Raw genomic sequence first — 21,898 nt, 5'->3', positions numbered from 1 at the left:
TTATTTTTAATTATTCTAAATAAACTCAATGATTAACTTTCAAATAGAGAAATCAATAAAAAAACAATTGATTTCTTAAAATATAATTAGGTTTAACTTAATATTTGCTTAATTTTTAATGTGCAAAAAGTTAAATCGCAAAGCTCAACTTCATTAAAAAAAAGATAAATACAATAAAAAAAGCCCGCTTACAACATAAGCGGGCTTTTAAAAATTAGGTTTATTTTATATTTCCAGATCTAAAATCGTTTCTTTTAGTTCTTCAATTATTATTTTTATATCAGTTTCAGAGGTGCGCCAATTTACAAAAGAAGCTCTTATTCCTTTTCGGTTTTGATATACTGTTGGTGTCATAAACACTTTTCCTTTATCATTTAAAAGGCTTAAAAACTGACTTACTTTATCCTGATTGTGATCTCCTTTTAAAGTAAAACAGACATTATTAAGACGAATGGGCGCCAAAAGTTCAAACCTATCATCTTCAATAAGTTCATTTGCAAAATGTAATGCTAAGGCTGTACTTTTTTCTATAATATCTGCAAATCCTTCTTTCCCATAAGCTATTAGCGAAAACCAAACAGGCAAAGCTCTTAAACGACGAGAATTTTCGGGTAATACATTCAGATAATTAAAGTTCTCTAACGGATTCCCTAAATAGGGCGCGTTCGAATTCTGAAAAGTTTCTATTTGAAGATGTACATGTTTTTCTTTAATCAGGTAAAAAGCACTTTCGTAGGGTACATTTAGCCATTTATGGCAATCAATAGTAATACTATCAGCACCTTCCCAACCGTTTACAAGATGTTTAAATTTTTCTGAAACGGACGCAAAACCTCCAAAAGCAGCATCAATATGCCACCAGAAATGGTATTTTTCTTTTAGTTTTGAAATGGCTATAAAATCATCAAAATCAGCTGTGTTTACGGTTCCTGCGCTCGAAATCAGGATAAAAGGTTTGCCGTTTAAATTTTGAATGTTTTTTTCTAAATCATCAATATCAACAGCTTCACGATTACCTTCAATGGTTTTAATTGTGGTGTAATTATTACTTCCAATTCCTAACATCGCCAATGTTTTTATTGAAGATGAATGTGGCGTTGCAGTAAGAATATTGATTGTTTCAGTTATTCCGGTCTTTGCAAAATCTTTTCCTGATTGTGCTCCAAACCATTGTCTGGCAACACCCAAACAAGTAAAATTTGACATGGTTGCTCCTGTTACAAAACCACCTAAAAAAGATTTTGGCAAGTCTAATAATTGCAACAACAAATTGATGGTTTCAAATTCTATTAAAGCCGAAACTCCTCCCTGCGCTTTTATTGCCTGCGTATTTTGATCATAAACTGATGCTAACCAATCTCCCACAATCGAAGCCGGAGTTGAACCACCGGTTACGAAACCTAAATACCTTGGCCCGGGCGAAGCGACCATCAATGGAGCCAATCGTTCTTTAAATTCTTTTAGCGCCGCCAATGATCCTAATCCTTCTTCATCTAAATGTCGCGTTGGATCAATTGTATTGTTAGTTGAAGTTGGAATATTCTCCAGATCGTTCAGAAAATCTAAACTTTGATGTTTGGCCTGATTTAGTATATTTTCGAGATCATTGAGATCATGTTGAAGTATTGCATTCATTCTATAGTTTTTAAATGCTTGTACAAAAGTGCCGTTGTAGACATTGCCCACAAATAACACTGATTAAGCTGATTAACACTGATTTTTTATTTATTGTTGAAAAAAAATTACCACTTGGTTTTTTCAGAAAACCGCGAGACCATCATAGAAGAAATTACGTCGCCGTTGGCATTTAATAAAGTAGCAATAGGATCAACGAGAGTACCTAGGATCATGGCAACCGGCAAAGCTTGTTCCATTGGAAAACCGTAAACGGTAATGGCCAGAATTTCTCCTATATAACCTCCGTTCGGGATTCCGCCTTCGACAATCGATACAATTATGGTAATTCCTAATGCTAAAAGTATCGTAGATGGTGAAGTAAAATCTTTACCAAACATCGCAAAAAGAAAGGTTATTTTTAAAATAGACGACATACTCGAACCATCTTTGTGCAAAGGTGCTCCCAACGGAATAACTAAATTTCTGACGTGCTTAGGGATGCCCATTTTTTCAGCGGCATCGAGGTTTGCCGGAATTGTTGCAATACTGCTGCAGGTTCCTATCGCTGTTAATGAAGGCGTGATATTATTAGTCCAGAAAACAACAAAAGCTCTTTTTCCTCCAGCCACTAAAGCATACAAACTAAAAAATACAAAAAAGTAAAAAATACAAGCCAGATAATAAACACCTAACGGTTTGGCATAAACACCAAATAATTGCGGACCATAATAACTAACCTGATAGGCAAAATAAGCTCCTAAACCTATTGGAGCCAATTTCATAATCATCGTTAAAAGCTGTTTCATTACTTCGTTTCCTGAATCCAGAAAACTCTTGAAAGCATTTCCTTTTTCTCCTGATTGCAAAGTGGCAAATCCTATTAAAAATGAAAAGATAATGAGCGCCAACATGCTTTTTCGAGATAATAACTCATAAAAATCATTGGTTGTAAGCAATTGCGCAATCTGATCACCCACACTTCCGGATTGAATATTCTCTAAAGGAACTTTGGTAATTATAATATTTTCATGAATAGGAAAAAGATAAACGGCTATAATCATGACAATAGCCGAAATAAGAAGTGTTCCTAAAAAAACCGCGATCATGATTACAAATAATCTTCCTAGTTTTTCTGTTTTTTCCAGATTGGCAATAGAAGAAGTAATCGTAAAAAAGACAAGCGGAATAATGGCTGTAAAAAGCAAGTTCAGAAATATATCTCCAACAGGTTTTATAACGGCGACTTTTTCTTTAAAAACTAAACCGAAGATACTTCCAATTATAATTCCTCCCAGAAGTAATAAAACGCTGCTGTAACTTTTTAGAAAATTGATTTTTTTAATCTCCATGGTTTAATCGTATTATAATTTGGAAATAGAAACGTGAAATAAAAATCAATTAAATTAGTCAAAAAAAGAGTGCTGAAACTATTTTTTTATGCCACTGATTAAAAGGATTTCAAATGATTTTTTAATTTATGCGAATTAAATGTGTCGTCAGGCACTAAATATTGGAGATTGATCGTAAATTCGAAATGTGTCGGCGTGCCGTAGGTACGCATAGATATCGGTTTGTTGCGTACCTACGGCACGCCAAATCTATTTTAATTCATGATTTCTACCAACATTTAGTACCTAACGCTACAAAATAAAGAGTTTACGTCATGAATTCGCTAACCATTATTTCTCTAATACCATAGTTGTAAAAGCCCTGTCGACCAATTCTCCGGTTTTGCTTTTTACTTTCTCTGTTAAAGTCTCTTTATTGATGATTTTGAATTCCGATTTTGCTATTAATTCTTCGGCTTTTTCAGTGCTGTATAGCTCAAACTCGAATTGGGTAAAAGGAAGTTGTTTCATGAAACTTTCTTCGGCAAAAGTGATACATAATATTCCCTTTGGCTTTAAAACCCTATAAATTTCTGAAAGCAATTTTTCAGGTTCCTGCCAGAAATAGATCGTGTTTACTGTAAAAATTTTATCGAAAGAAGCTTCCTGAAACGGAATTGTATCTCCGTCATAAATCGAAAAGAAGGCTTGTTTTTGCGAAACAAAATTCCTGTTGATCTGGCGCGCTTCCTGAAACATTAATTCAGACATTTCGAGTCCGTAGTATTTAATATTTTCAGCTTGTTCGAATATAAATGCTACATGTCCTGCGTTTCCATGACCTAGTTCAAGAATTGTATTTCCTGCTGTTATATGTAGATTTTGAATCGAATGATGTGTCATGTTGATGTTAGTTTCATTCATCATGTTACCCATTTCGATCCCTTTTTCTCCCTTGGGATGTTTTAACTGAGAAGCTATTGCTTGTAATTCTTCTTGTTTCATAATGGTAAAAATTAAATTCCAAATTTAAAAATCCAAATTCCAAGCCTTGCTTGTCATTGCGGGGAACGAAGCAACCGCACTATCAAAAGTACAAAAGATAAGCAACATGAGATTGCTTCGTTCCTCGCAATGACATTAAAAAAGATGGCTCGCAATCTGGCGAATATTCTCTGATTTCCCCATTGAGTAATAATGTAAAACAGGAACTCCGGCCGCTTTTAATTCTAATGATTGCTGAATTGCCCATTCGATACCTATTTGTCTGATTTCAGCATTACTCTTGCATTGATCTACGGCATGAATTAAATCTTCAGGCAAATCGATACGGAAAATTTGTGGCAAAACCTGTAAATGTCTTTGAACGGCAATAGGTTTGATTCCAGGAATAATAGGAATTGTGATTCCTATTTCTCTGGCTTTTTCTACAAACTTGAAATATTTTGAGTTGTCGAAAAACATCTGTGTTACCACATAATCAGCTCCGGCATCTACTTTTTCTTTTAGTCTTTTTAAGTCTGATTGCAATGATGGAGATTCTAAATGTTTCTCCGGATAACCAGCAACTCCAATACAGAAATTGGCTCTGTTGTCAGCATCCATTACTTCATGAAGGTATTTACCCTGATTAAGTAAACTAATTTGTTTCACCAAATCAATGGCGTAATCGTTTCCTCCTGCTTTTGGCATAAAATATTGCTCGTCTTTCATGGCATCACCACGCAAAGCCATCACATTGTCGATTCCTAAATAGTTACAATCTACCAAAAGATATTCGGTTTCTTCTTTTGTAAATCCTCCGCAAAGTACGTGAGGAACGGTATCTACGTTGTATTTATGTTTTATAGAAGCGCAAATTCCAAGCGTTCCCGGACGCATACGAGTTAACTTTTTGTCTAAAAGTCCGTTGCCTTTATCAATATAAATATACTCTTCACGAGAAGTCGTTACATCAATAAATGGTGGTTTAAACTCCATCAACGGATCGATATTATCGTATAATTCCTGAATGCTTTTCCCCTTTTGAGGCGGAATAATTTCAAATGAGAATAATGTATTTCCTTTGGCGTTTTCTATATGTTCTGTTACTTTCATTCTTTTTTAGTTGATAGTTTTTGGTTGATGGTTGATGGTTCTTATCGAACTCAACAAGTACAACTTCAACTATATTAATTTTTTATAGTAGTTAATAAAACCGTTTAATAACTTTTTACAAGTTTGAATCTGTGCTAACACAATATTAAATGTATTCTCATCAATGTATTTTTGATCTAATGCTAAATAAAATTGTGTTTCTAATTCATATAATGATCCTCTTGAAATATGAAGAAAGTGTATTGTGTCTTTTGATGTTTGACGCCCACAACCTTCCGCTATATTTGAAGGAATTGAGATTGCCGCTCTTCTCATCTGATTTGTCAATCCAAATAATTCTTCCTTTGGAAACAGTTTAGAAGAGTCATACAATAAATTCACCAACTTCCGCGCTTCAATCCAAACTTCCAATTTACTGTATTCCATTTTTATTAGTTGTTTGTTGATGGTTGACAGTTATTGGTTCTTCTATAGTAATCTATCAACCAAAAACCATCAAGTATTCTAGTCTGCTATATTAGGGTTTAACCATTTCATCGCGTAATCTGTTGGTACATTACGTCGTTTGGCGTAATCTACCACCTGATCTTCTTTTATTTTTCCGAGTCCGAAATACCTGCTTTTTGGGTTTCCGAAGTAATATCCAGAAACCGATGAAGCCGGCCACATTGCCATACTTTCCGTCAAGGTTACTCCAATTTCTTCGGCTACATTTAAAAGTTTCCAGATGGTTGGTTTCTCCAGGTGATCCGGACATGCAGGATATCCTGGCGCAGGACGAATTCCTTTATAATTTTCTTTAATCAATTCTTCGTTGGTTAAAGATTCTTCGATATCATAACCCCAGAATTCTTTACGAACTTTTTCGTGAAGATATTCGGCGAAAGCCTCAGCAAAACGATCGGCTAAAGCTTTAACCATGATCGAATTATAATCGTCAAGATCTTTTTCAAATTCAGCCGCCCATTCGTCTACACCAAAACCTGTGGTTACACAAAAAGCCCCTATATAATCTGTAATTCCTGAATCTTTTGGCAAAATAAAATCGGCTAAAGCAATGTTTGGAGCGCCTTTCGTTTTTTGTGATTGCTGACGAAGCGTTAAGAATTTCTCTAAAACTTTTCCGTTTTCATCACGCAATTCAATATCGTCATCATCCACCTGATTCGCAGGAAAAATTCCGTAAATACCTTTTGCTTTTAGTTTTTTCTCTGCCAAAATTACTTTCAGCATCGCCTGAGCGTCAGCAAAAACCGAAGTCGCTTCTTTACCCACAACCTCATCCGTTAAAATTGCAGGATATTTTCCGTACAATTCCCAAGTCTGAAAAAATGGCGTCCAGTCTATATACGGAACCAAAACATCTAATTCAACTTCAACGATTTGTTTCCCAATTATTTTTGGTTTTGTTGGAGTATATTCAGACCAATCTAACGGAAATTTATTTCTTCGGGCATCTTCAATCGACAGGAAATTTTTATCTCTTGAACGATTTAAGAATGTTTCTCTAAAAGAATCATATTCTGCACGAATATCCGCCGCATATATTTTTCGGTTATGATCTAACAGGTTTCCTGCCACGGTAACGGCTCTCGAAGCATCGTTTACGTGAATTACAGTTTCCCTGTATTGCGGAGCGATTTTCACGGCTGTATGTGCGCGCGAAGTTGTTGCTCCACCAATCATAATAGGGATTTTAATTCCTTGTTTGTCTAATTCTTTAGCCAAATACACCATTTCATCAAGCGAAGGTGTAATCAGTCCGCTTAAACCAATAATGTCGACATTATGTTCAATCGCCGCAGCAATAATTTTTTCTGGAGGCACCATAACACCAAGATCTACAATCTCATAGTTATTACACGCCAAAACCACCGAAACAATATTTTTACCAATATCGTGAACGTCACCTTTTACGGTTGCCATCAATATTTTTCCGTTTCCTTGTTTGTCTCCCGCTTGTTTACTTGCTTCGATATAAGGCAATAAATACGCAACGGCTTTTTTCATTACACGTGCCGATTTTACTACCTGAGGCAAGAACATTTTTCCGCTCCCGAATAAATCTCCAACAACATTCATTCCCGTCATCAAATTAATTTCGATAACTTCAATAGGTTTTGTTGCGGCAAGACGCGCTTCTTCAACATCTTCTTCAATAAAAGCGTCAACTCCTTTTACCAATGAGTGCGTAATACGTTCCTGAACCGTTCCTAAACGCCATTCCTGAATCGCTTTTTCATCACTTTTTACTTCACCTTTTACGTTCTCAGCAAAATCCAAAAGTCTTTCTGTTGCGTCGTCACGTCGGTCAAGAATTACATCTTCAACGTGTTCTAATAAATCCTTTGGGATGTCATCATAAATCGAAAGCATCTCCGGATTTACAATTCCCATTGTCATTCCATTCTTGATCGCATGGTATAAAAACACCGAGTGCATCGCTTCACGAACCGTATCGTTTCCTCTAAAAGAGAATGAAACGTTACTTACACCACCGCTAATATGTGCGTGCGGCAAGTTTTCACGAACCCATTTTGTACCTCTAAAAAAGTCCAAAGCATTTAAGCGATGTTCTTCCATTCCGGTTGCAACGGGAAAAATATTCAAATCGAAAATAATATCCTGTGGAGGAAAACCAACTTTATTAACCAAAATATCATACGAACGCTGACAAATCTCAACTCTTCGATCATAATTATCCGCCTGACCAACTTCATCAAAAGCCATAATAATCGCTGCAGCTCCGTAACGTTTGATTAATTTGGCATGGTGAATAAAGGCTTCTTCTCCTTCTTTCAACGAAATCGAGTTTACAACACTTTTTCCTTGTACTACTTTTAGACCTGCTTCAATGATTTCCCATTTCGAACTATCGATCATAATCGGCACTCTCGAGATGTCGGGTTCTGATGCAATTAAATTCAAAAATTTAGTCATTGCCTGAACCCCATCAAGCATTCCCTCATCCATATTAATATCGATGATTTGTGCTCCTCCTTCTACTTGTTGTCTTGCAATATCAAGTGCCTCGTCATACTTCTCTTCCTTGATCAGGCGAAGGAATTTTCTTGAACCTGTAACATTTGTACGCTCGCCAATGTTTACAAAAACACTAGTAGGCGTAATAATCAACGGTTCTAATCCTGCTAATACAAGGTCTCTTCTATTTTCTGTCATTTCTTTTCTAAGTTACTAAGCTCCTAAGTTGCTTAGGTTCTAAGTTTTTTTATTCTATATTTTTTTAGGCGTTTAAACCTGTAATCTTTAATCTTATTTTGGGCGTGTCCCTCCGGGTCGGGCTATCCGCTATTAGTCCTCGCACTTCCTTCGTCAGGCTGTGGGCTAGCCGCTTCTATCCCTCACGCGACATTCGGTTTCAATTTCAACGGAATAAATTCCGTTGCTACCAATCTGTTGTTCCTACGAAACATTTATTTCCAATTAAACTCTTAATCAATAAAAACATGTTTTTCGAATCCTCCGTAAAACCTTTATTTTGCAGGCACCGGTGAGATGCTTGCGCTAGCTGTAATATTCAAAGCGATTTCGTTTAATGATCGAAGTAACTCATTTATATTATTTTTTGCCGAAACTTCATTGGCTAATCGTAACCTTTTTACCCCAATAAGTGCATCTGAAATTTTAGCGCTACCCGATTGTTTAATATTCTTACTAAACTTTAATTCATTTTTGTAATAAAACTTATACTCTATTGTAGTTTTGACCGTAAAAGTCGTACCAAAAAAAGGTTGATCTACAGAGATTAAATTAATTTCAAGAACCCAGTCGTCATCATTTGTAATCGAATCTATTTTCGAAAATATTTCAGATTCAATAACAGACTTTTTAAATGCCTCTTCAAAATTTTCATTAGAAATCTTAGACGTCCATAATGGATTTGTTTTTTTTCCGCCTGTAACAGATTTTATGTAAATTTTATCTCCAATTTTTTTTTCTGCTTTATAATTTTTAACCGTCATCCCTTCAATGCTTGCTGACGAAGCACATTGCGTAAGTAAAATTGAAAGAAAGACCAATAAACCTAAATATTTTAATTTCATATTAATTCTTCAAGGACAACTATATTTTCTTTATATAAATTTTTACACCAATACTGGCGCCACTCTCGGCTTATAATCCTTCGCCACTTCAGCAATTAATCGAATATGATCTGGAGTTGTTCCGCAACAACCACCAATAATATTGATTAAATTATCGTCTAAATATTCTTTGATGAATGCCTGAGTTTGTTCTGGTGTTTCATCGTATTGTCCGAATGCGTTTGGCAAACCAGCATTTGGATGCGCCGAAACATTAAAACTTGTATGTTGTGCTAATGTTTTCAAGTATGGTTTCAATAAATCAGCTCCAAGAGCGCAATTGAATCCTACACTCAATAATGGAATATGTGATACCGAAATCAAAAACGCTTCTACTGTTTGTCCTGAAAGTGTTCTTCCTGAAGCATCGGTAATTGTTCCTGAAACCATGATAGGGATATCAAGATTACGTTCGTCCTTTACTTCTTCAATAGCAAAAAGTGCCGCTTTTGCGTTTAAGGTATCGAAGATGGTTTCTACCAAAAGTAAATCGCAACCTCCATCCATTAAGGCTTCTACTTGTTGTTTGTAAGCAATACGTAAATCATCAAATGTTACCGCTCTGTAACCCGGATCGTTTACATCTGGTGACATACTTGCCGTACGGTTTGTCGGGCCAATTGAACCGGCTACAAAACGTGGTTTGTCCGGATTTTTGGCTGTAAATTCGTCTGCTACTTCTCTTGCGATTTTAGCCGATTCGTAGTTTAGTTCGTAAACCAAATCTTCCAGGAAGTAATCGGCCATACCGATTGTCGTTCCTGAAAAAGTGTTGGTTTCTACGATGTCTGCGCCAGCTTCGTAATAAGCGGCGTGGACATCGCGGATCGCTTGTGGTTGTGTTATGGATAGTAAATCGTTGTTTCCTTTTAATGGATGCGGGAAATCTTTGAAACGCTCTCCGCGAAAATCTTCTTCGGAGAAATTATAGCGCTGCAACATGGTTCCCATTGCTCCATCAAGGATTAGGATATTTTTTTTTATTGCTTCCTGAATTGTTATTGACATATCTTTTGACTTTTAGCTGCTAAGACACTAAGGTTCTAAGTTGCTAAGTTTTTATTTAATTATAATTTCCGTTTTAAAAACCTGTCGGTTTTAATACGATTTTGATTCACATTAATTCCAAAAATTCACTTTGTTGGCTCATTAGCCCCGATTGAAGTGGAAATCCTTTTGCTTTTTTCTTTAAAAAGTAAAAGATTGCAACGAAAAGCGGGAACGATTGATGGCAAAAATGCGCCAATGATTCGCTCATGATACCAAAGTGAATTCGGTAAAATTATATTGTAAGTTGTCAGGAAGAGTTTTGAGAAATACTTTTATGTATTTGTGTTATCTATCTTAAATACTATGGTTAGTATAAAGTAGAATGTAGCACCTTCTTTATGATAAAGGGTTGCTAAGGTTTCATTGGGTCTTTTCCCTCCGCCTTTCGTGATAACTTTCAGTAATTTTAAGAACAGTGCAAAGTAAAGACATAACCTGAACAATTGCAAGTGTTTTTTAAAGTTTCTAAGTGGCTAAGATTCTGAGGGTCTAAGTTTGTTTTTTTTAAGGAGCTGAGAGACTAAGATTCTAAGATACTGAGTTTATAAGTTTAATATTTTACTTATATTAAAAGCTCCAGCGGAGCGTAATATTTATAAAAAAATTATCCCCACAAAATAAAGCTCCAGCGGAGCGACATAGGGATCATGTTTTGAACATAATATTTCACCCCGCTGGGGCTCTATTTAAAAACTCAATTATGCTATTCTATAAATATATCATCCCTCTGGGATTCTTAATAATAGTGAATAAAAAAAGCCCAAACCATAATGGTTTGGGCTTTATATATAAAAATCTTAGTATCTTAGTCGCTTAGCAACTCAGAACCTCAAATTAAACAATCGCCTTAACAACTGCTTTTGGAGCTTCTTTACGAGTTCCGTCGAAACCGTCTACACCAGAAACTGTTGTATATTTCAATACGTATTTTTTACCTGGATTGATGATTTGGTATGCTGCCTGACACATTAAAGTTGCTTCGTGGAAACCACAAAGGATTAATTTTAATTTTCCAGGGTATGTATTAACGTCTCCAATAGCGAAGATTCCCGGAATATTAGTTTGGTAATCTAATGCATTGTTTACTTTAATGGCATTTTTCTCGATTTCTAATCCCCAGTCTCCAATTGGACCTAATTTTGGTGTTAATCCGAAAAGTGGGATAAAGAAATCTGTTTCGATTTTACGGTGCGCTCCGTTTTCTTCGATATCTAATGATTCAACATGCTCAGCACCATTGATTCCGATAACTTCTGCTGGTGTAATTAATTTAATTTTTCCGGCAGTTTTTAATTCCTGTACTTTTTCTACTGAATCAAGAGCTCCTCTAAATTCGTTTCTACGGTGAATTAATGTTACTTCTGAAGCTACATTTGCCAAGAAGATACTCCAGTCTAATGCTGAATCTCCTCCTCCTGCAATTACAACTCTTTTGTCTCTGAATTTTTCAGGATTTTTGATGAAGTATTTTACTCCTTTATCTTCATAAAACTCGATATCTTCGATAAGTGGTTTACGAGGCTCAAAACTTCCTAAACCTCCTGCGATAGCAATAACCGGCGCGTGAAATTTAGTTCCTTTATTTGAGGTTACGATAAAACTTCCGTCTTCTTGTTTTTCGATCGTTTCAGCACGTTCTCCTAATGTATAACCTGGCTCAAATTGTTTAATTTGTTCTTGTAAGTTATCAATTAAATCTCCTGCTAAAACTTCCGGGAAACCAGGAATATCATAAATAGGTTTTTTAGGATATAATTCAGAAAGTTGTCCTCCTGCTTGTGGCAAAGCATCTAGGATATGACATTTTAATTTTAGTAATCCTGCCTCGAAAACGGCAAATAAACCTGTTGGTCCTGCTCCAATTATAAGTATATCTGTTTTAATCATTATGTTGTTGTTTATAATCATTCTTAATAATACAAAGAAACGAATAATATATTCTAATGTCAAATGATTTTTATCATTGATTTCCTTGCTAAATTTTTTACTCTTTATTTTTTAATGAAGCGGTAATCTCGTTCATCCATCGGGTTATCCCGAAGCCTCGGGACGACGCTACAATATAAATCGTTCCTTCGGAACCTCTTTTCTTATCCTTTATTTTTCAATGAATCGGTAATCTCGTTCATTCTTCTAACCTTGTCTTCAAAATTACCTTTCAAAGTTTTCCTGTATTCATTGAGGTTTTCGACCATTTTATTGATATCCTCGGGGATAACTTCTTCGAAAAATTCCCGTAACCTTTTGGCGGTTGTTGGTGATTTCCCGTTAGTTGAAATCGCAATTTTCACATTTCCTTTTGTTACGATTCCGCCTAAATAGTAATCGCATAAATCTGGCGTATCGGCAATATTGCAAATCAAATAACGCTTTCGGGATAAGTCGTATACCTTTTTATTGACTTTTAAATCATCGGTACAGGCAATAACCATATGGCGTTTTTTGAGCATTTTCTTTTTAAACTTCGATTTTGTTAATGTAACCGAAGGATGTTTCTCTGCCAAAACCTTTATTTCTAAATGGAAATTTGGCGCTACCACCTCAACATTTGCATTAGGACTCGACTTTAGTAAAAAAGAAAGCTTTTCTAATCCTACATTTCCTCCTCCAACAATCAAAACGTTCAAATTATGAAGTTTTAAGAATATTGGATATAATTCGTTTTGTTCCATTTTAATTTAATTTCATCTAAACAAAATTAGATGATTTACCAATGAGATGTTCCTGATGGAACATTTTTCTTTGGCAACATTGGGTTGATCAACTCCGTTATTGTCATGCGTACATCGGGTTAAAACCCGACGATACAATATCAATTGTTCCTTCGGAACTTTATCTTGTGATTTCTTTTGATAGAAATTCTTCGTAAAATCCTTTTAGTTTATTGCTTTCGCGAACCACTTCTCCTAAAACAATAATGGCTGGTGAACTCAATTCTTTTTCTTTTACAATATTCAGAATCGAATCTACTGTTCCAACTCCTACTTTTTCATCAGAAGTTGTTCCGTTTTGAATGATCGCTACGGGTAGATTTCCTTTACCTTCTTTTTGAAACAAATCGATAATCTGAGGCAATTTGTGCATTCCCATCAAAATAACTACTGTTGCAGAAGATTGCGCCGCCAAAGCTACATCCGAAGATAATTTTCTGTCAGAAGTTGTTCCGGTAATCGCCCAAAAACTTTCTGAAACACCTCTTTTAGTTATCGAAATTCCCTGACTTGCAGGAACAGCAACAACTGAAGAGATTCCGGGAATTACAAAAGTTTCAATTCCGAAGCTTTCTACAAATTCTATTTCTTCGCTTCCGCGTCCAAAAATAAACGGATCTCCACCTTTTAAGCGCACTACATTTCCGTACGTTAAAGCATTATCAACAATCAACTGATTGATTTGATCTTGGGTATAGGCGTGATTTCCTATCTTTTTTCCAACAAAAATTTTGATGGCATTTTTAGGTGCGTGTGCTAAGATCTCATCATTGGCTAAGGCATCATACAAAACCACATTTGCTTCAGCTAGTGCTTTTACAGCTTTGAGCGTAAGCAAATCCGGATCGCCGGGACCTGCGCCAACTAAAGTTACTTTTGGTTTGATATTAAGCATTTGCTAATTCTTGAGCTCTGTATTTTTCGATAGTATCAAAAAATGAAATTCCTTGTTGAATATATGCTTTTGCAAATGCTTCTGAAGGCTCATTTTGATTGATTTGATATACTAATTCTCTAAATGTTGTTGGCAATTCTATTTTAGATGTTGCGATGAAAACAGTATCAAATAAGTCTACAATTCCTGCGTGATTATTTGTTTTTTCGTTTTCTGAAAGCAACAATGCTTTTGCACCATTTACAAATCCTGCATAAGCATGATAAATAGCATCTGACCATTTTCCTTCGTCGAATGATTCCTGAGCAAACGTCAATTTATCTTTGGCTTCTAATAATAATGTAGCTACTAAATCAATTACAACTCCGGCACATTCTCCTACTCCAACTGCTTTTACATAGTTGTCTGCATTACCCCAGTCTACGAAATCAGCTTCGGTTAAATTGGTTACATCTGCAAAAGGTTTTAAAATTTCATAGAAATATTTCTCTCCTTTTAGATCGTAATAATTAAGGAATTTTTCTCCGTTTGCATTCGCATCAAAATCATTTAAGATAGTACGCAATGCATCTGGTCCTCTTCGGCTTGGAATTTTAATTACTTTATCAGCAAAACGTCCTGATCCGTTTCCTAATCTTCCTCCGCCTAATAAAACCTGTAAAGCCGGAGCTACTAATTTTCCTGAATTGATCGACATTCCCTGAAAACCAATTGCCGACATATTATGTTGCCCGCAAGCATTCATACAACCCGAAATTTTAATCTCAATTTCCTGATTGTTTAAATACTGAGGATATTCTGCATTTAAAACTTTTTCTAATTCTTCTGCAATACCGGTACTACTTGCAATCCCCAAATTACAAGTATCTGTACCCGGACATGCCGTAATATCTGCTGTAGAATTATATCCTAAATGAACAAAATTCAGTTTGGCTAATTCCTGATAAAAGAAAGGTAAATTCTCCTCTTTTACGTGACGTATTACAATATTTTGACGCAATGAAAAACGTAGTTCGTTTGCTGCGTAATTTTTAATTAAATCAGCTAATAATCTGGCTTTATCAGTATAAAAATCTCCTAATAAAACTTTGATCCCAATAGCATAATAACCTTCTTGTTTTTGTGCAATTACATTCGATTTTTTCCAGGCTTCATATGCTTTGGTATCTTCGATTGTAACTTGCGGCACTTCTAATAAAGGTTCCGGAATTGGTCCGTCAAAAGCTGTTGTGTCGATTTCGTAAGTTTCGAAAGCGATTGCTTTTTTCTCTTTTTCAACCAAATCAAGGAAAACATCTCTTCCCATTTCTTTGATTAAAAATTTCATACGGGCTTTCATTCTTTTTGCACGTTCTCCGTATCGGTCAAATATACGAATCACACCTTCTGCCGTTGGAATGATTTGATTTGCCGGAACGAATTCCGTAAGCAATTCTGCATGTGCCGGCTGAGATCCTAAACCTCCTCCTAACATGATTTTGAAACCACGAACACCATCAACAATTTTAGGGATAAATCCTAAATCGTGTAAATAGCTCAAGGCTGTATCTTCGTCTGAAGATGAAAACGAAATTTTGAATTTACGTCCCATTTCCTGACAAATCGGGTTTCTTAATAAGTATTGAAACAAAGCGTGTGCATAAGGCGAAACATCAAATGGTTCGTTTACATCTACACCTGCTAATTCGCTTCCTGTAATATTTCTAACGGTGTTTCCACAAGCTTCACGCAAGGTAACATCGTCTTTAGCCAAATTTGCCCAAAGTTCTGGAGTTCTGTCTAAACTTACATAGTGAATCTGAATGTCCTGACGTGTTGTAATATGCAAACGTCCTGTAGAATATTCATCAGAAACTTTAGTAATACGTACCAATTGTTCGCTCGTAACTTTACCGTAAGGCAACTTGATACGAATCATTTGAACGCCTTCCTGACGTTGCCCATAAATTCCGCGTGCTAAACGAAGACTACGAAAACGCTCATCATCAATTTTTCCTCCACGGAATAAGTGAATCTTTTTTTCTAAATCGATGATCTCTTTCTGAACAATCGGATTTTCTATTTCTGTTCTAAAACTTTCCATTTTCTTTTTGCTTTTGGCTTTTAGCTATAGCTAACTTTAACTTTCTTATTTTGTGCTCAAGGCTAAGTCTATCGCATTTTATCTAATAAATCCAACTCCCGCGGTGGTATTGGTTGCTGTATCAATTAAGATAAAAGCGCCGTTTGATTTATTATCATTATAGGCATCAAAATATAATGGTTTACTTAATTTGATGCTTACTTCTCCTATTTCGTTTATCGCTAATTGCGATGCTTCTTTTGTTCCTGAATAGTCTGTCGAGATAGTATTTTTAATACTTTCTACTTTGGCTAAAACTGAATTTGTATTGTGTTGTACAATATATTTTGTTCCTGCAACCAGCTTTTTACTGTCCATCCAACAAACTGTTGTACTGATTTCTTTTTCAATTTTTGGAAGTTCAGATGATTTTACAATCATATCGCCTCTTGTTACATTGATATCATTTTCTAATTCGATTGTAATCGAAGAACCTGCAACGGCTTCATCAAATTGTTTGTCGAAAAAGTGAATTTTAGAAACTTTAGATTCTGTTAAAGAAGGTAAAACCGTAACGGCATCTCCAACTTTAATTGAGTTTCCGTATAATTTTCCTGCGTATCCTCTAAAATCGTGGTACTCTTCTGTTTTAGGACGAATAACGGTCTGAACCGGAAAACGTGCTTTTCCTGCTTCAAAAACATCTTCGGCATCTAATCCTTCTAAATGTTGTAAAACAGTCTGACCTGTATACCAAGGCATATTTTCTGATTGATCCACCACGTTTCCGCCATTGATTGCACTTAACGGAATATAACTTACGTTTTGTTCCTTAAAAGTACTTTTTGCGTTTAATGCCTGAAAATCTGCTTTGATTTTATTGAAAACTTCTTCAGAATAATCTACTAAGTCCATTTTGTTAATAGCTACAATTACCTCTTTTACTCTCAATAAATTATTGATAAAAAAGTGACGATAAGTCTGCTCAATAACTCCTTTTCTCGCATCAATTAAAATAATAGAAACCTGAGAAGTCGAAGCTCCTGTAACCATGTTTCTTGTATATTCTACGTGACCCGGAGTATCGGCAATAATGTAACTTTTCTTTGCAGTCGAAAAATAAATATGCGCAACATCAATCGTGATTCCTTGTTCTCTTTCGGCCACTAAACCATCAGTTGCTAATGAAAAATCAAGATAATCATATCCTTTTTGTCTGCTGCTTTTTTCGATTGCTTCTATTTTGTCAGTCGTCAATGATTTTGTGTCGTACAATAATCTCCCGATCAAAGTACTTTTTCCATCATCTACACTTCCTGCTGTTGCTATTTTTAAAACTTCCATTCTTACTATATTGTTTCAGGTTTAAAGCTTCACGTTCTTTCGAAACTTATAAATCTGTATGTTTTTGTTTTTTTGATTCTAACTTTTAATTAATTCTGAATTGCATTTATAATTCACAACTCATAATTATTAAAAGTATCCTTGTTGTTTTCTTTTCTCCATTGCGGCTTCAGAACGTTTGTCATCGATTCTGGCTCCTCTTTCAGAAATAGTAGATTCTCTAATTTCTCCTACTACTTCCTGGATTGTTGCTGCATAAGATTCAACAGCGGCTGTACAACTCATATCTCCAACGGTTCTGAAACGAACAATTCTTTCTTCGATTTGCTCGTCTTCTTCCTGATACACATAAGGAGAATGCGACCAGATTAAACCGTCTCTCAAAAAAACTTTTCTTTTATGTGAAAAATAGATTGATGGAATCTCGATGTGTTCTTTTTCGATATAACTCCAAACATCTAATTCTGTCCAGTTTGAAATTGGGAAAACACGAACGTTTTGTCCGTTTTCTATTTTTCCATTCAAAATATCAAATAACTCAGGTCTTTGATTTTTTTCGTCCCATTGACCGAAATCATCACGAACCGAAAAAATACGTTCTTTAGCTCTTGCTTTTTCTTCATCACGACGTGCTCCACCAATACAAGCATCAAATTTAAATTCTTCGATTGCATCTAAAAGTGTTGTGGTCTGTAAGCTGTTTCTACTAGAATATTTCCCAGTTTCTTCAACCACTTTTCCTTCATCAATAGCATCCTGAACATTACGAACGATTAATTCTAATCCTAATTCTTCTACCAATTTATCTCTGAAAGCAATTGTTTCAGGAAAATTGTGTCCTGTATCAACGTGCAAAAGAGGAAACGGAATTTTAGCAGGAAAAAATGCTTTTTGTGCCAAACGCACTAATGTTATAGAATCTTTTCCTCCAGAAAAAAGTAAAACAGGTTTGTCAAATTGTGAAATTACTTCTCTGAAAATGTATATCGCTTCACTCTCTAAAGCGTTTGTTTTTAATACTGAACTTGAACTCATTTGATATTTTGTTTAATGCTTGATAGTTTTCCAATTTTAAGATCGTTGTGAGTTTAATCTAAAACCTGTAATACTATCGTTATTCTGTGTTTTTTGTTTTTGTTTTTTCAACGGATTTCAATTCGTTGGTTCGAGACGTTATCTTCTTCAATCTCCATCGTGTCGAAATCCATTGCAATCTTATAAATCCCCCGGATTAAAATCCGGCGCTACAATATGGATCGTTCCTCTGGAACTTTAAATCTATATTCTTTATTCTATTCTCTTGCTTCTTCTATTCTTTTTTAGCACTATGCAAACCACATTCTTTATGGCTTGATTCCCACCACCATCTTCCAGCTCTAATATCTTCACCAGGGAAAATTGCTCTTGTGCATGGCGCACATCCTATACTTACGAAACCTTGTTTGTGTAAGGCATTTTGAGGAACATTATTTTCTGACAGATACGCTTCTACTTCTTCTAAAGTCCATTTTAATAAAGGGTTGAACTTTATAATTTCGAAACCTCCATCGTATTCAAACAATTGCAGATCATTTCTATTCTCAGATTGTTCGGCTCTTAAACCGGTAATCCAAACTGAGTTTCCTACCAAAGCTTTTCGTAACGGAACTACTTTTCGAATAAAACAGCACTCTTTTCTGTTTTCTACCGAATCATAAAAGCTGTTTGGCCCTTTTTGTTGTAGTAAACTTTCTACTGCCGCTGCTTCCGGAAAGTATACTTCGATTGGTTTTTTGTATTTTTTTAATGTTTTATGAAAAACATCATAAGTTTCCTGAAATAATCTACCGGTGTCTAAGGTAAAAATGGTAATATCAGTATTACTTTTTGCAATAAAATCTGTAATTACCTGATCTTCCTGACCAAAAGAAGTCGAAAAAATTACTTTTTCCGGATATTCATTTGCTAAAAAAACCAACGTTTCTTCCAGCGAAAAATCTTTTGTTTTATCTAATAATGATTGTATAATCGTCGCACTCATAATCTCTTTCTTTCCCTTTCTAAAAAACTTATTACAATAATTTAGATAATGTTTTTAAACTCAATAATATAATTAAAATTCCAACTGCAACCATCATTGGTTTTCTTTTGATTTTATTTACCAAATAAGCTCCTAATGGTGCTGCAATTACTCCTCCTAAAATTAAACCTATAATAACCTGCCAGCCGTGAATTCCTCCAAAAAGCATGAAAGTAATTCCGCTTGCAAACGAAATCGCAAATTCAGCTGCATTTACAGAACCAATTGTATATCTTGGATTTCTGCCTCGTCCTAATAATGTCGACGTTACGATTGGGCCCCAGCCCCCTCCGCCAACAGCATCCATAAAACCTCCAAAAGTCGCTAAATAGCCAAGCTTTTTTGTTTTCTTTTTAACGATGGTTTTAGCTAATGCTTTTCTGATGATAATAACCGCTAAGAGAATCATGTAAACCGCTATAAATGGTTTTATAACATCTCCGCTAATTACATCAGACAATAAATAAGCTCCTATAACAGAACCTAAAACTCCCGGAATTAATAAATGCTTTACCAGCTTTTTATTAATATTTCCGAATTTATGATGCGAAATTGCCGACGCTCCGGTAGTAAACATTTCTGCAACGTGAACTCCTGTACTGCTAATTACCGGCGGAACTCCGTAAGCCAGTAAAAATGAAGTCGAAGTTGCTCCGTACCCCATTCCTAATGTCCCATCTACTAACTGAGCAAAAGCTCCAATAGCAAAAAACATTAAAAAATCTGAATCAAATCCGGAAACTAATCCTTCTATCGAAAATTCAGCATGATGCTTGTATATCAACGTGGATAACAAACCTATTAACAAAACCACGGGAATCACAACCCACAACTTTTCTTTTATCGATGCATCAGATCTAACATCATAATTAGCAATTTTTAATTCTTTTTCCATACTCAGTGGCTTGGTTTTGAGCTGCTAAATCTATTACCCTATCGGGTTAATAGATTACTATGCAAAATTAGTACTTATTTCTAAATATCAAAACATTATTTAATTTTTTTACAACTCTAATTCTCTTTTGATTAAGAATCGGGCAACTTAAAATAATATAACAAATTGGCTTGTTAAGTTAAAAATCGTATAGCCCTGTATTACAACCAAATAAACTATCAAAGATATTCGTTTGCAAATATAGTATTTTAAAGTCTACCACATCTATCGGATTATTATAAAATTGTTCTTATTTTTACGGCAAATATTTTTTCATGGATTTTCAAATAGGTCTTGTAATTGCCGGTTTATTAGTAGGGTTTGTAGTAGGATTAACAGGGGTGGGTGGAGGCTCCTTAATGACTCCGATTTTATTGTATTTTGGAATTCCACCAACGACAGCAGTTGGAACCGATTTATTGTATGCTGCATTTACCAAAATGGGAGGTGTATTTGTGCATCATAAAAAAGGAAATATCAACTGGAAGATAACAGGATGGCTTACTTTAGGAAGTGTTCCTGCAGCCTTATTGACTTTATGGATATTAAACAGCATCAAAACCGATATTTCGACTATAAATTCGGTTATAAAATACAGCTTAGGCTGGGCATTGCTTTTTACTTCAATTGCGATTTTATTCAAAAAGAAGCTTTTAAGATATTCTCAAAAACACGCCGGAGATAAATTTCACAGCGAAAGTCATACTCAAAACATGCTGACTATTGGGATTGGGGTTTTACTTGGAGCGACTGTAACTTTAACTTCTATTGGTGCCGGAGCCTTAGGCACGGTAACTTTATTCTTTCTATATCCGCTTTTGCCAACACCTCGCTTGGTAGGAACTGAGATTGCTCACGCCGTTCCGTTAACGCTTGTTGCCGGAATTGGTCATGCCTCAATGGGAAATCTTGACTTAGTTTTACTAGGCCAGCTATTATTAGGATCGCTTCCCGGAATTTTTATTGGAAGTATGTTAAGCGGAAAAATTCCTGACACATTACTTAGAAATGCTATCGCTGTAATGCTTTTTCTGGCAGGATACAAACTGATTTTTTAAAACAGTTTTCTTTCACCATATAAGTGATATAAGTTCATTTAATTAAGCTATGCGGCAAAGTCTAAAATGAACTTATATAACTTATATGGTTTAAAATTTTCTCTTAAAATGCAATATCTGCCAGGGAATTACTTTCTAATATTTTAAGTGTATTATCTCTAACTTCCATCATTAAACGTCTTGCTGCACAAGTAGTTTCGTCATCACAATCGTCGCATCTTTCATAAAAATTATGACTCGCACAAGGCAGTAATGCAATTGGACCTTCAAGGATTCGGTATACTTTGGCCATACTGATATCTTTTGGATCTTTTATCAGATAATAACCTCCGCCTTTTCCTTTTTTAGCGCCAAGGAAACCAGAATTTCTAAGTAATAACAAAATACTTTCCAGGAATTTTATCGAAATATGTTCACTTTTAGCAATTTCGGCAATTTGTACAGGTTCATTATTTTCACGTCTAGCTAAATAAGTTAAAGCCTTAATTCCGTATTTTGTTTTCTTTGAAAGCACTTATATATATTTTAGATTGTAGAATGTAAATTTTAGATTTATTCCTAAAATTACAAACTTCATATTTTTCTGCAACAAAAATAAGCTTTTTGAATGAGAAAAATAACACAATGAAAAAGTAAGTTC

The 21,898-nt window shown here is 35.2% G+C and carries 18 protein-coding genes and 1 riboswitch; of the genes, 1 reads left to right on the top strand and 17 read right to left on the bottom strand.

Annotation, left to right across the window (positions count from 1 at the left end; all coding sequences use genetic code 11):
* Positions 1-225 precede the first annotated feature (225 nt).
* The 16 genes from FLACOL7796_RS11470 to FLACOL7796_RS11395 form a co-directional block, all read right to left on the bottom strand.
* Positions 226-1,635, bottom strand: a complete 1,410-nt coding sequence (locus FLACOL7796_RS11470; protein ID WP_173970919.1) for a pyridoxal phosphate-dependent decarboxylase family protein — start codon at positions 1,633-1,635, stop codon at positions 226-228.
* A 107-nt stretch (positions 1,636-1,742) separates the two neighbouring features.
* Positions 1,743-2,966 (bottom strand): dicarboxylate/amino acid:cation symporter, encoded by a 1,224-nt coding sequence (locus FLACOL7796_RS11465; protein ID WP_173970918.1) that lies wholly within the window; start codon positions 2,964-2,966, stop codon positions 1,743-1,745.
* A gap of 330 nt (positions 2,967-3,296) precedes the next feature.
* On the bottom strand, positions 3,297-3,950 hold the full coding sequence (locus FLACOL7796_RS11460; protein ID WP_173970917.1) for a class I SAM-dependent methyltransferase: 654 nt from the start codon (positions 3,948-3,950) through the stop codon (positions 3,297-3,299).
* A 135-nt stretch (positions 3,951-4,085) separates the two neighbouring features.
* Positions 4,086-5,042: a methylenetetrahydrofolate reductase [NAD(P)H] gene (gene metF, locus FLACOL7796_RS11455; protein ID WP_173970916.1), complete on the bottom strand. Its 957-nt coding sequence runs from the start codon at positions 5,040-5,042 to the stop codon at positions 4,086-4,088.
* A 69-nt stretch (positions 5,043-5,111) separates the two neighbouring features.
* Positions 5,112-5,468 carry a four helix bundle protein gene (locus FLACOL7796_RS11450; RefSeq protein ID WP_095928057.1) on the bottom strand — a complete coding sequence of 119 codons (357 nt, stop codon included), beginning with the start codon at positions 5,466-5,468 and terminating at the stop codon, positions 5,112-5,114.
* Positions 5,469-5,546: 78 nt separating this feature from the next.
* The gene (gene metH, locus FLACOL7796_RS11445; protein ID WP_173970915.1) at positions 5,547-8,222 is read right to left on the bottom strand and encodes a methionine synthase; all 2,676 of its coding nucleotides are present in this window, start codon (positions 8,220-8,222) and stop codon (positions 5,547-5,549) included.
* Positions 8,223-8,536: 314 nt separating this feature from the next.
* Positions 8,537-9,106 (bottom strand): hypothetical protein, encoded by a 570-nt coding sequence (locus FLACOL7796_RS11440; RefSeq protein WP_173970914.1) that lies wholly within the window; start codon positions 9,104-9,106, stop codon positions 8,537-8,539.
* A gap of 42 nt (positions 9,107-9,148) precedes the next feature.
* Positions 9,149-10,153, bottom strand: coding sequence for a homocysteine S-methyltransferase family protein (locus FLACOL7796_RS11435; protein ID WP_173970913.1), 1,005 nt, complete (start codon positions 10,151-10,153; stop codon positions 9,149-9,151).
* Positions 10,154-10,477: 324 nt separating this feature from the next.
* Positions 10,478-10,592, bottom strand: a riboswitch (SAM riboswitch).
* 437 nt (positions 10,593-11,029) lie between these two features.
* Positions 11,030-12,082 (bottom strand): NAD(P)/FAD-dependent oxidoreductase, encoded by a 1,053-nt coding sequence (locus tag FLACOL7796_RS11430; RefSeq protein ID WP_173970912.1) that lies wholly within the window; start codon positions 12,080-12,082, stop codon positions 11,030-11,032.
* Between the two features lie 203 nt (positions 12,083-12,285).
* Entirely contained in the window at positions 12,286-12,867 is a 582-nt protein-coding gene (locus FLACOL7796_RS11425; RefSeq protein ID WP_173970911.1) for a precorrin-2 dehydrogenase/sirohydrochlorin ferrochelatase family protein, read from the bottom strand.
* A 160-nt stretch (positions 12,868-13,027) separates the two neighbouring features.
* Positions 13,028-13,801 (bottom strand): uroporphyrinogen-III C-methyltransferase, encoded by a 774-nt coding sequence (gene cobA, locus FLACOL7796_RS11420; RefSeq protein WP_173970910.1) that lies wholly within the window; start codon positions 13,799-13,801, stop codon positions 13,028-13,030.
* A complete protein-coding gene (locus FLACOL7796_RS11415; protein ID WP_173970909.1) occupies positions 13,794-15,884 on the bottom strand; it encodes a HEPN domain-containing protein in 2,091 nt (696 codons plus the stop codon). The genes cobA and FLACOL7796_RS11415 overlap by 8 nt, the downstream gene beginning before the upstream one ends.
* Before the next feature lie 78 nt (positions 15,885-15,962).
* Positions 15,963-17,207 carry a sulfate adenylyltransferase subunit 1 gene (locus FLACOL7796_RS11410; RefSeq protein WP_173970908.1) on the bottom strand — a complete coding sequence of 415 codons (1,245 nt, stop codon included), beginning with the start codon at positions 17,205-17,207 and terminating at the stop codon, positions 15,963-15,965.
* Between the two features lie 129 nt (positions 17,208-17,336).
* Positions 17,337-18,242 carry a sulfate adenylyltransferase subunit CysD gene (gene cysD, locus FLACOL7796_RS11405; RefSeq protein ID WP_173970907.1) on the bottom strand — a complete coding sequence of 302 codons (906 nt, stop codon included), beginning with the start codon at positions 18,240-18,242 and terminating at the stop codon, positions 17,337-17,339.
* A 274-nt stretch (positions 18,243-18,516) separates the two neighbouring features.
* Entirely contained in the window at positions 18,517-19,227 is a 711-nt protein-coding gene (locus FLACOL7796_RS11400) for a phosphoadenylyl-sulfate reductase (RefSeq protein ID WP_173970906.1), read from the bottom strand.
* 31 nt (positions 19,228-19,258) lie between these two features.
* Positions 19,259-20,161, bottom strand: coding sequence for a sulfite exporter TauE/SafE family protein (locus tag FLACOL7796_RS11395; protein ID WP_173970905.1), 903 nt, complete (start codon positions 20,159-20,161; stop codon positions 19,259-19,261).
* Positions 20,162-20,475: 314 nt separating this feature from the next.
* Here FLACOL7796_RS11395 and FLACOL7796_RS11390 point away from each other — a divergent pair, with 314 nt between their 5' ends.
* On the top strand, positions 20,476-21,258 hold the full coding sequence (locus FLACOL7796_RS11390) for a sulfite exporter TauE/SafE family protein (protein ID WP_173970904.1): 783 nt from the start codon (positions 20,476-20,478) through the stop codon (positions 21,256-21,258).
* A gap of 103 nt (positions 21,259-21,361) precedes the next feature.
* On the opposite strand, the gene FLACOL7796_RS11385 is transcribed toward FLACOL7796_RS11390, so the two are convergent.
* Positions 21,362-21,772, bottom strand: a complete 411-nt coding sequence (locus tag FLACOL7796_RS11385) for an RrF2 family transcriptional regulator (RefSeq protein WP_055097114.1) — start codon at positions 21,770-21,772, stop codon at positions 21,362-21,364.
* Positions 21,773-21,898: the final 126 nt, after the last annotated feature.

Source organism: Flavobacterium bizetiae (assembly GCF_902804475.1).
GTDB classification, from domain to species: Bacteria; Bacteroidota; Bacteroidia; order Flavobacteriales; family Flavobacteriaceae; genus Flavobacterium; species Flavobacterium bizetiae.
Note: the sequence above shows the minus strand (reverse complement) of the source record. Positions and strands in the feature narration are given on the sequence as shown.

Coding starts and splice junctions, on each gene's coding strand:
- FLACOL7796_RS11470 (WP_173970919.1), bottom strand. CDS start 1,635: ATGAATGCAATACTTCAACATGATCTCAATGATCTCGAAAATATACTA.
- FLACOL7796_RS11465 (WP_173970918.1), bottom strand. CDS start 2,966: ATGGAGATTAAAAAAATCAATTTTCTAAAAAGTTACAGCAGCGTTTTA.
- FLACOL7796_RS11460 (WP_173970917.1), bottom strand. CDS start 3,950: ATGAAACAAGAAGAATTACAAGCAATAGCTTCTCAGTTAAAACATCCC.
- metF (WP_173970916.1), bottom strand. CDS start 5,042: ATGAAAGTAACAGAACATATAGAAAACGCCAAAGGAAATACATTATTC.
- FLACOL7796_RS11450 (WP_095928057.1), bottom strand. CDS start 5,468: ATGGAATACAGTAAATTGGAAGTTTGGATTGAAGCGCGGAAGTTGGTG.
- metH (WP_173970915.1), bottom strand. CDS start 8,222: ATGACAGAAAATAGAAGAGACCTTGTATTAGCAGGATTAGAACCGTTG.
- FLACOL7796_RS11440 (WP_173970914.1), bottom strand. CDS start 9,106: ATGAAATTAAAATATTTAGGTTTATTGGTCTTTCTTTCAATTTTACTT.
- FLACOL7796_RS11435 (WP_173970913.1), bottom strand. CDS start 10,153: ATGTCAATAACAATTCAGGAAGCAATAAAAAAAAATATCCTAATCCTT.
- FLACOL7796_RS11430 (WP_173970912.1), bottom strand. CDS start 12,082: ATGATTAAAACAGATATACTTATAATTGGAGCAGGACCAACAGGTTTA.
- FLACOL7796_RS11425 (WP_173970911.1), bottom strand. CDS start 12,867: ATGGAACAAAACGAATTATATCCAATATTCTTAAAACTTCATAATTTG.
- cobA (WP_173970910.1), bottom strand. CDS start 13,801: ATGCTTAATATCAAACCAAAAGTAACTTTAGTTGGCGCAGGTCCCGGC.
- FLACOL7796_RS11415 (WP_173970909.1), bottom strand. CDS start 15,884: ATGGAAAGTTTTAGAACAGAAATAGAAAATCCGATTGTTCAGAAAGAG.
- FLACOL7796_RS11410 (WP_173970908.1), bottom strand. CDS start 17,207: ATGGAAGTTTTAAAAATAGCAACAGCAGGAAGTGTAGATGATGGAAAA.
- cysD (WP_173970907.1), bottom strand. CDS start 18,242: ATGAGTTCAAGTTCAGTATTAAAAACAAACGCTTTAGAGAGTGAAGCG.
- FLACOL7796_RS11400 (WP_173970906.1), bottom strand. CDS start 19,227: ATGAGTGCGACGATTATACAATCATTATTAGATAAAACAAAAGATTTT.
- FLACOL7796_RS11395 (WP_173970905.1), bottom strand. CDS start 20,161: ATGGAAAAAGAATTAAAAATTGCTAATTATGATGTTAGATCTGATGCA.
- FLACOL7796_RS11390 (WP_173970904.1), top strand. CDS start 20,476: ATGGATTTTCAAATAGGTCTTGTAATTGCCGGTTTATTAGTAGGGTTT.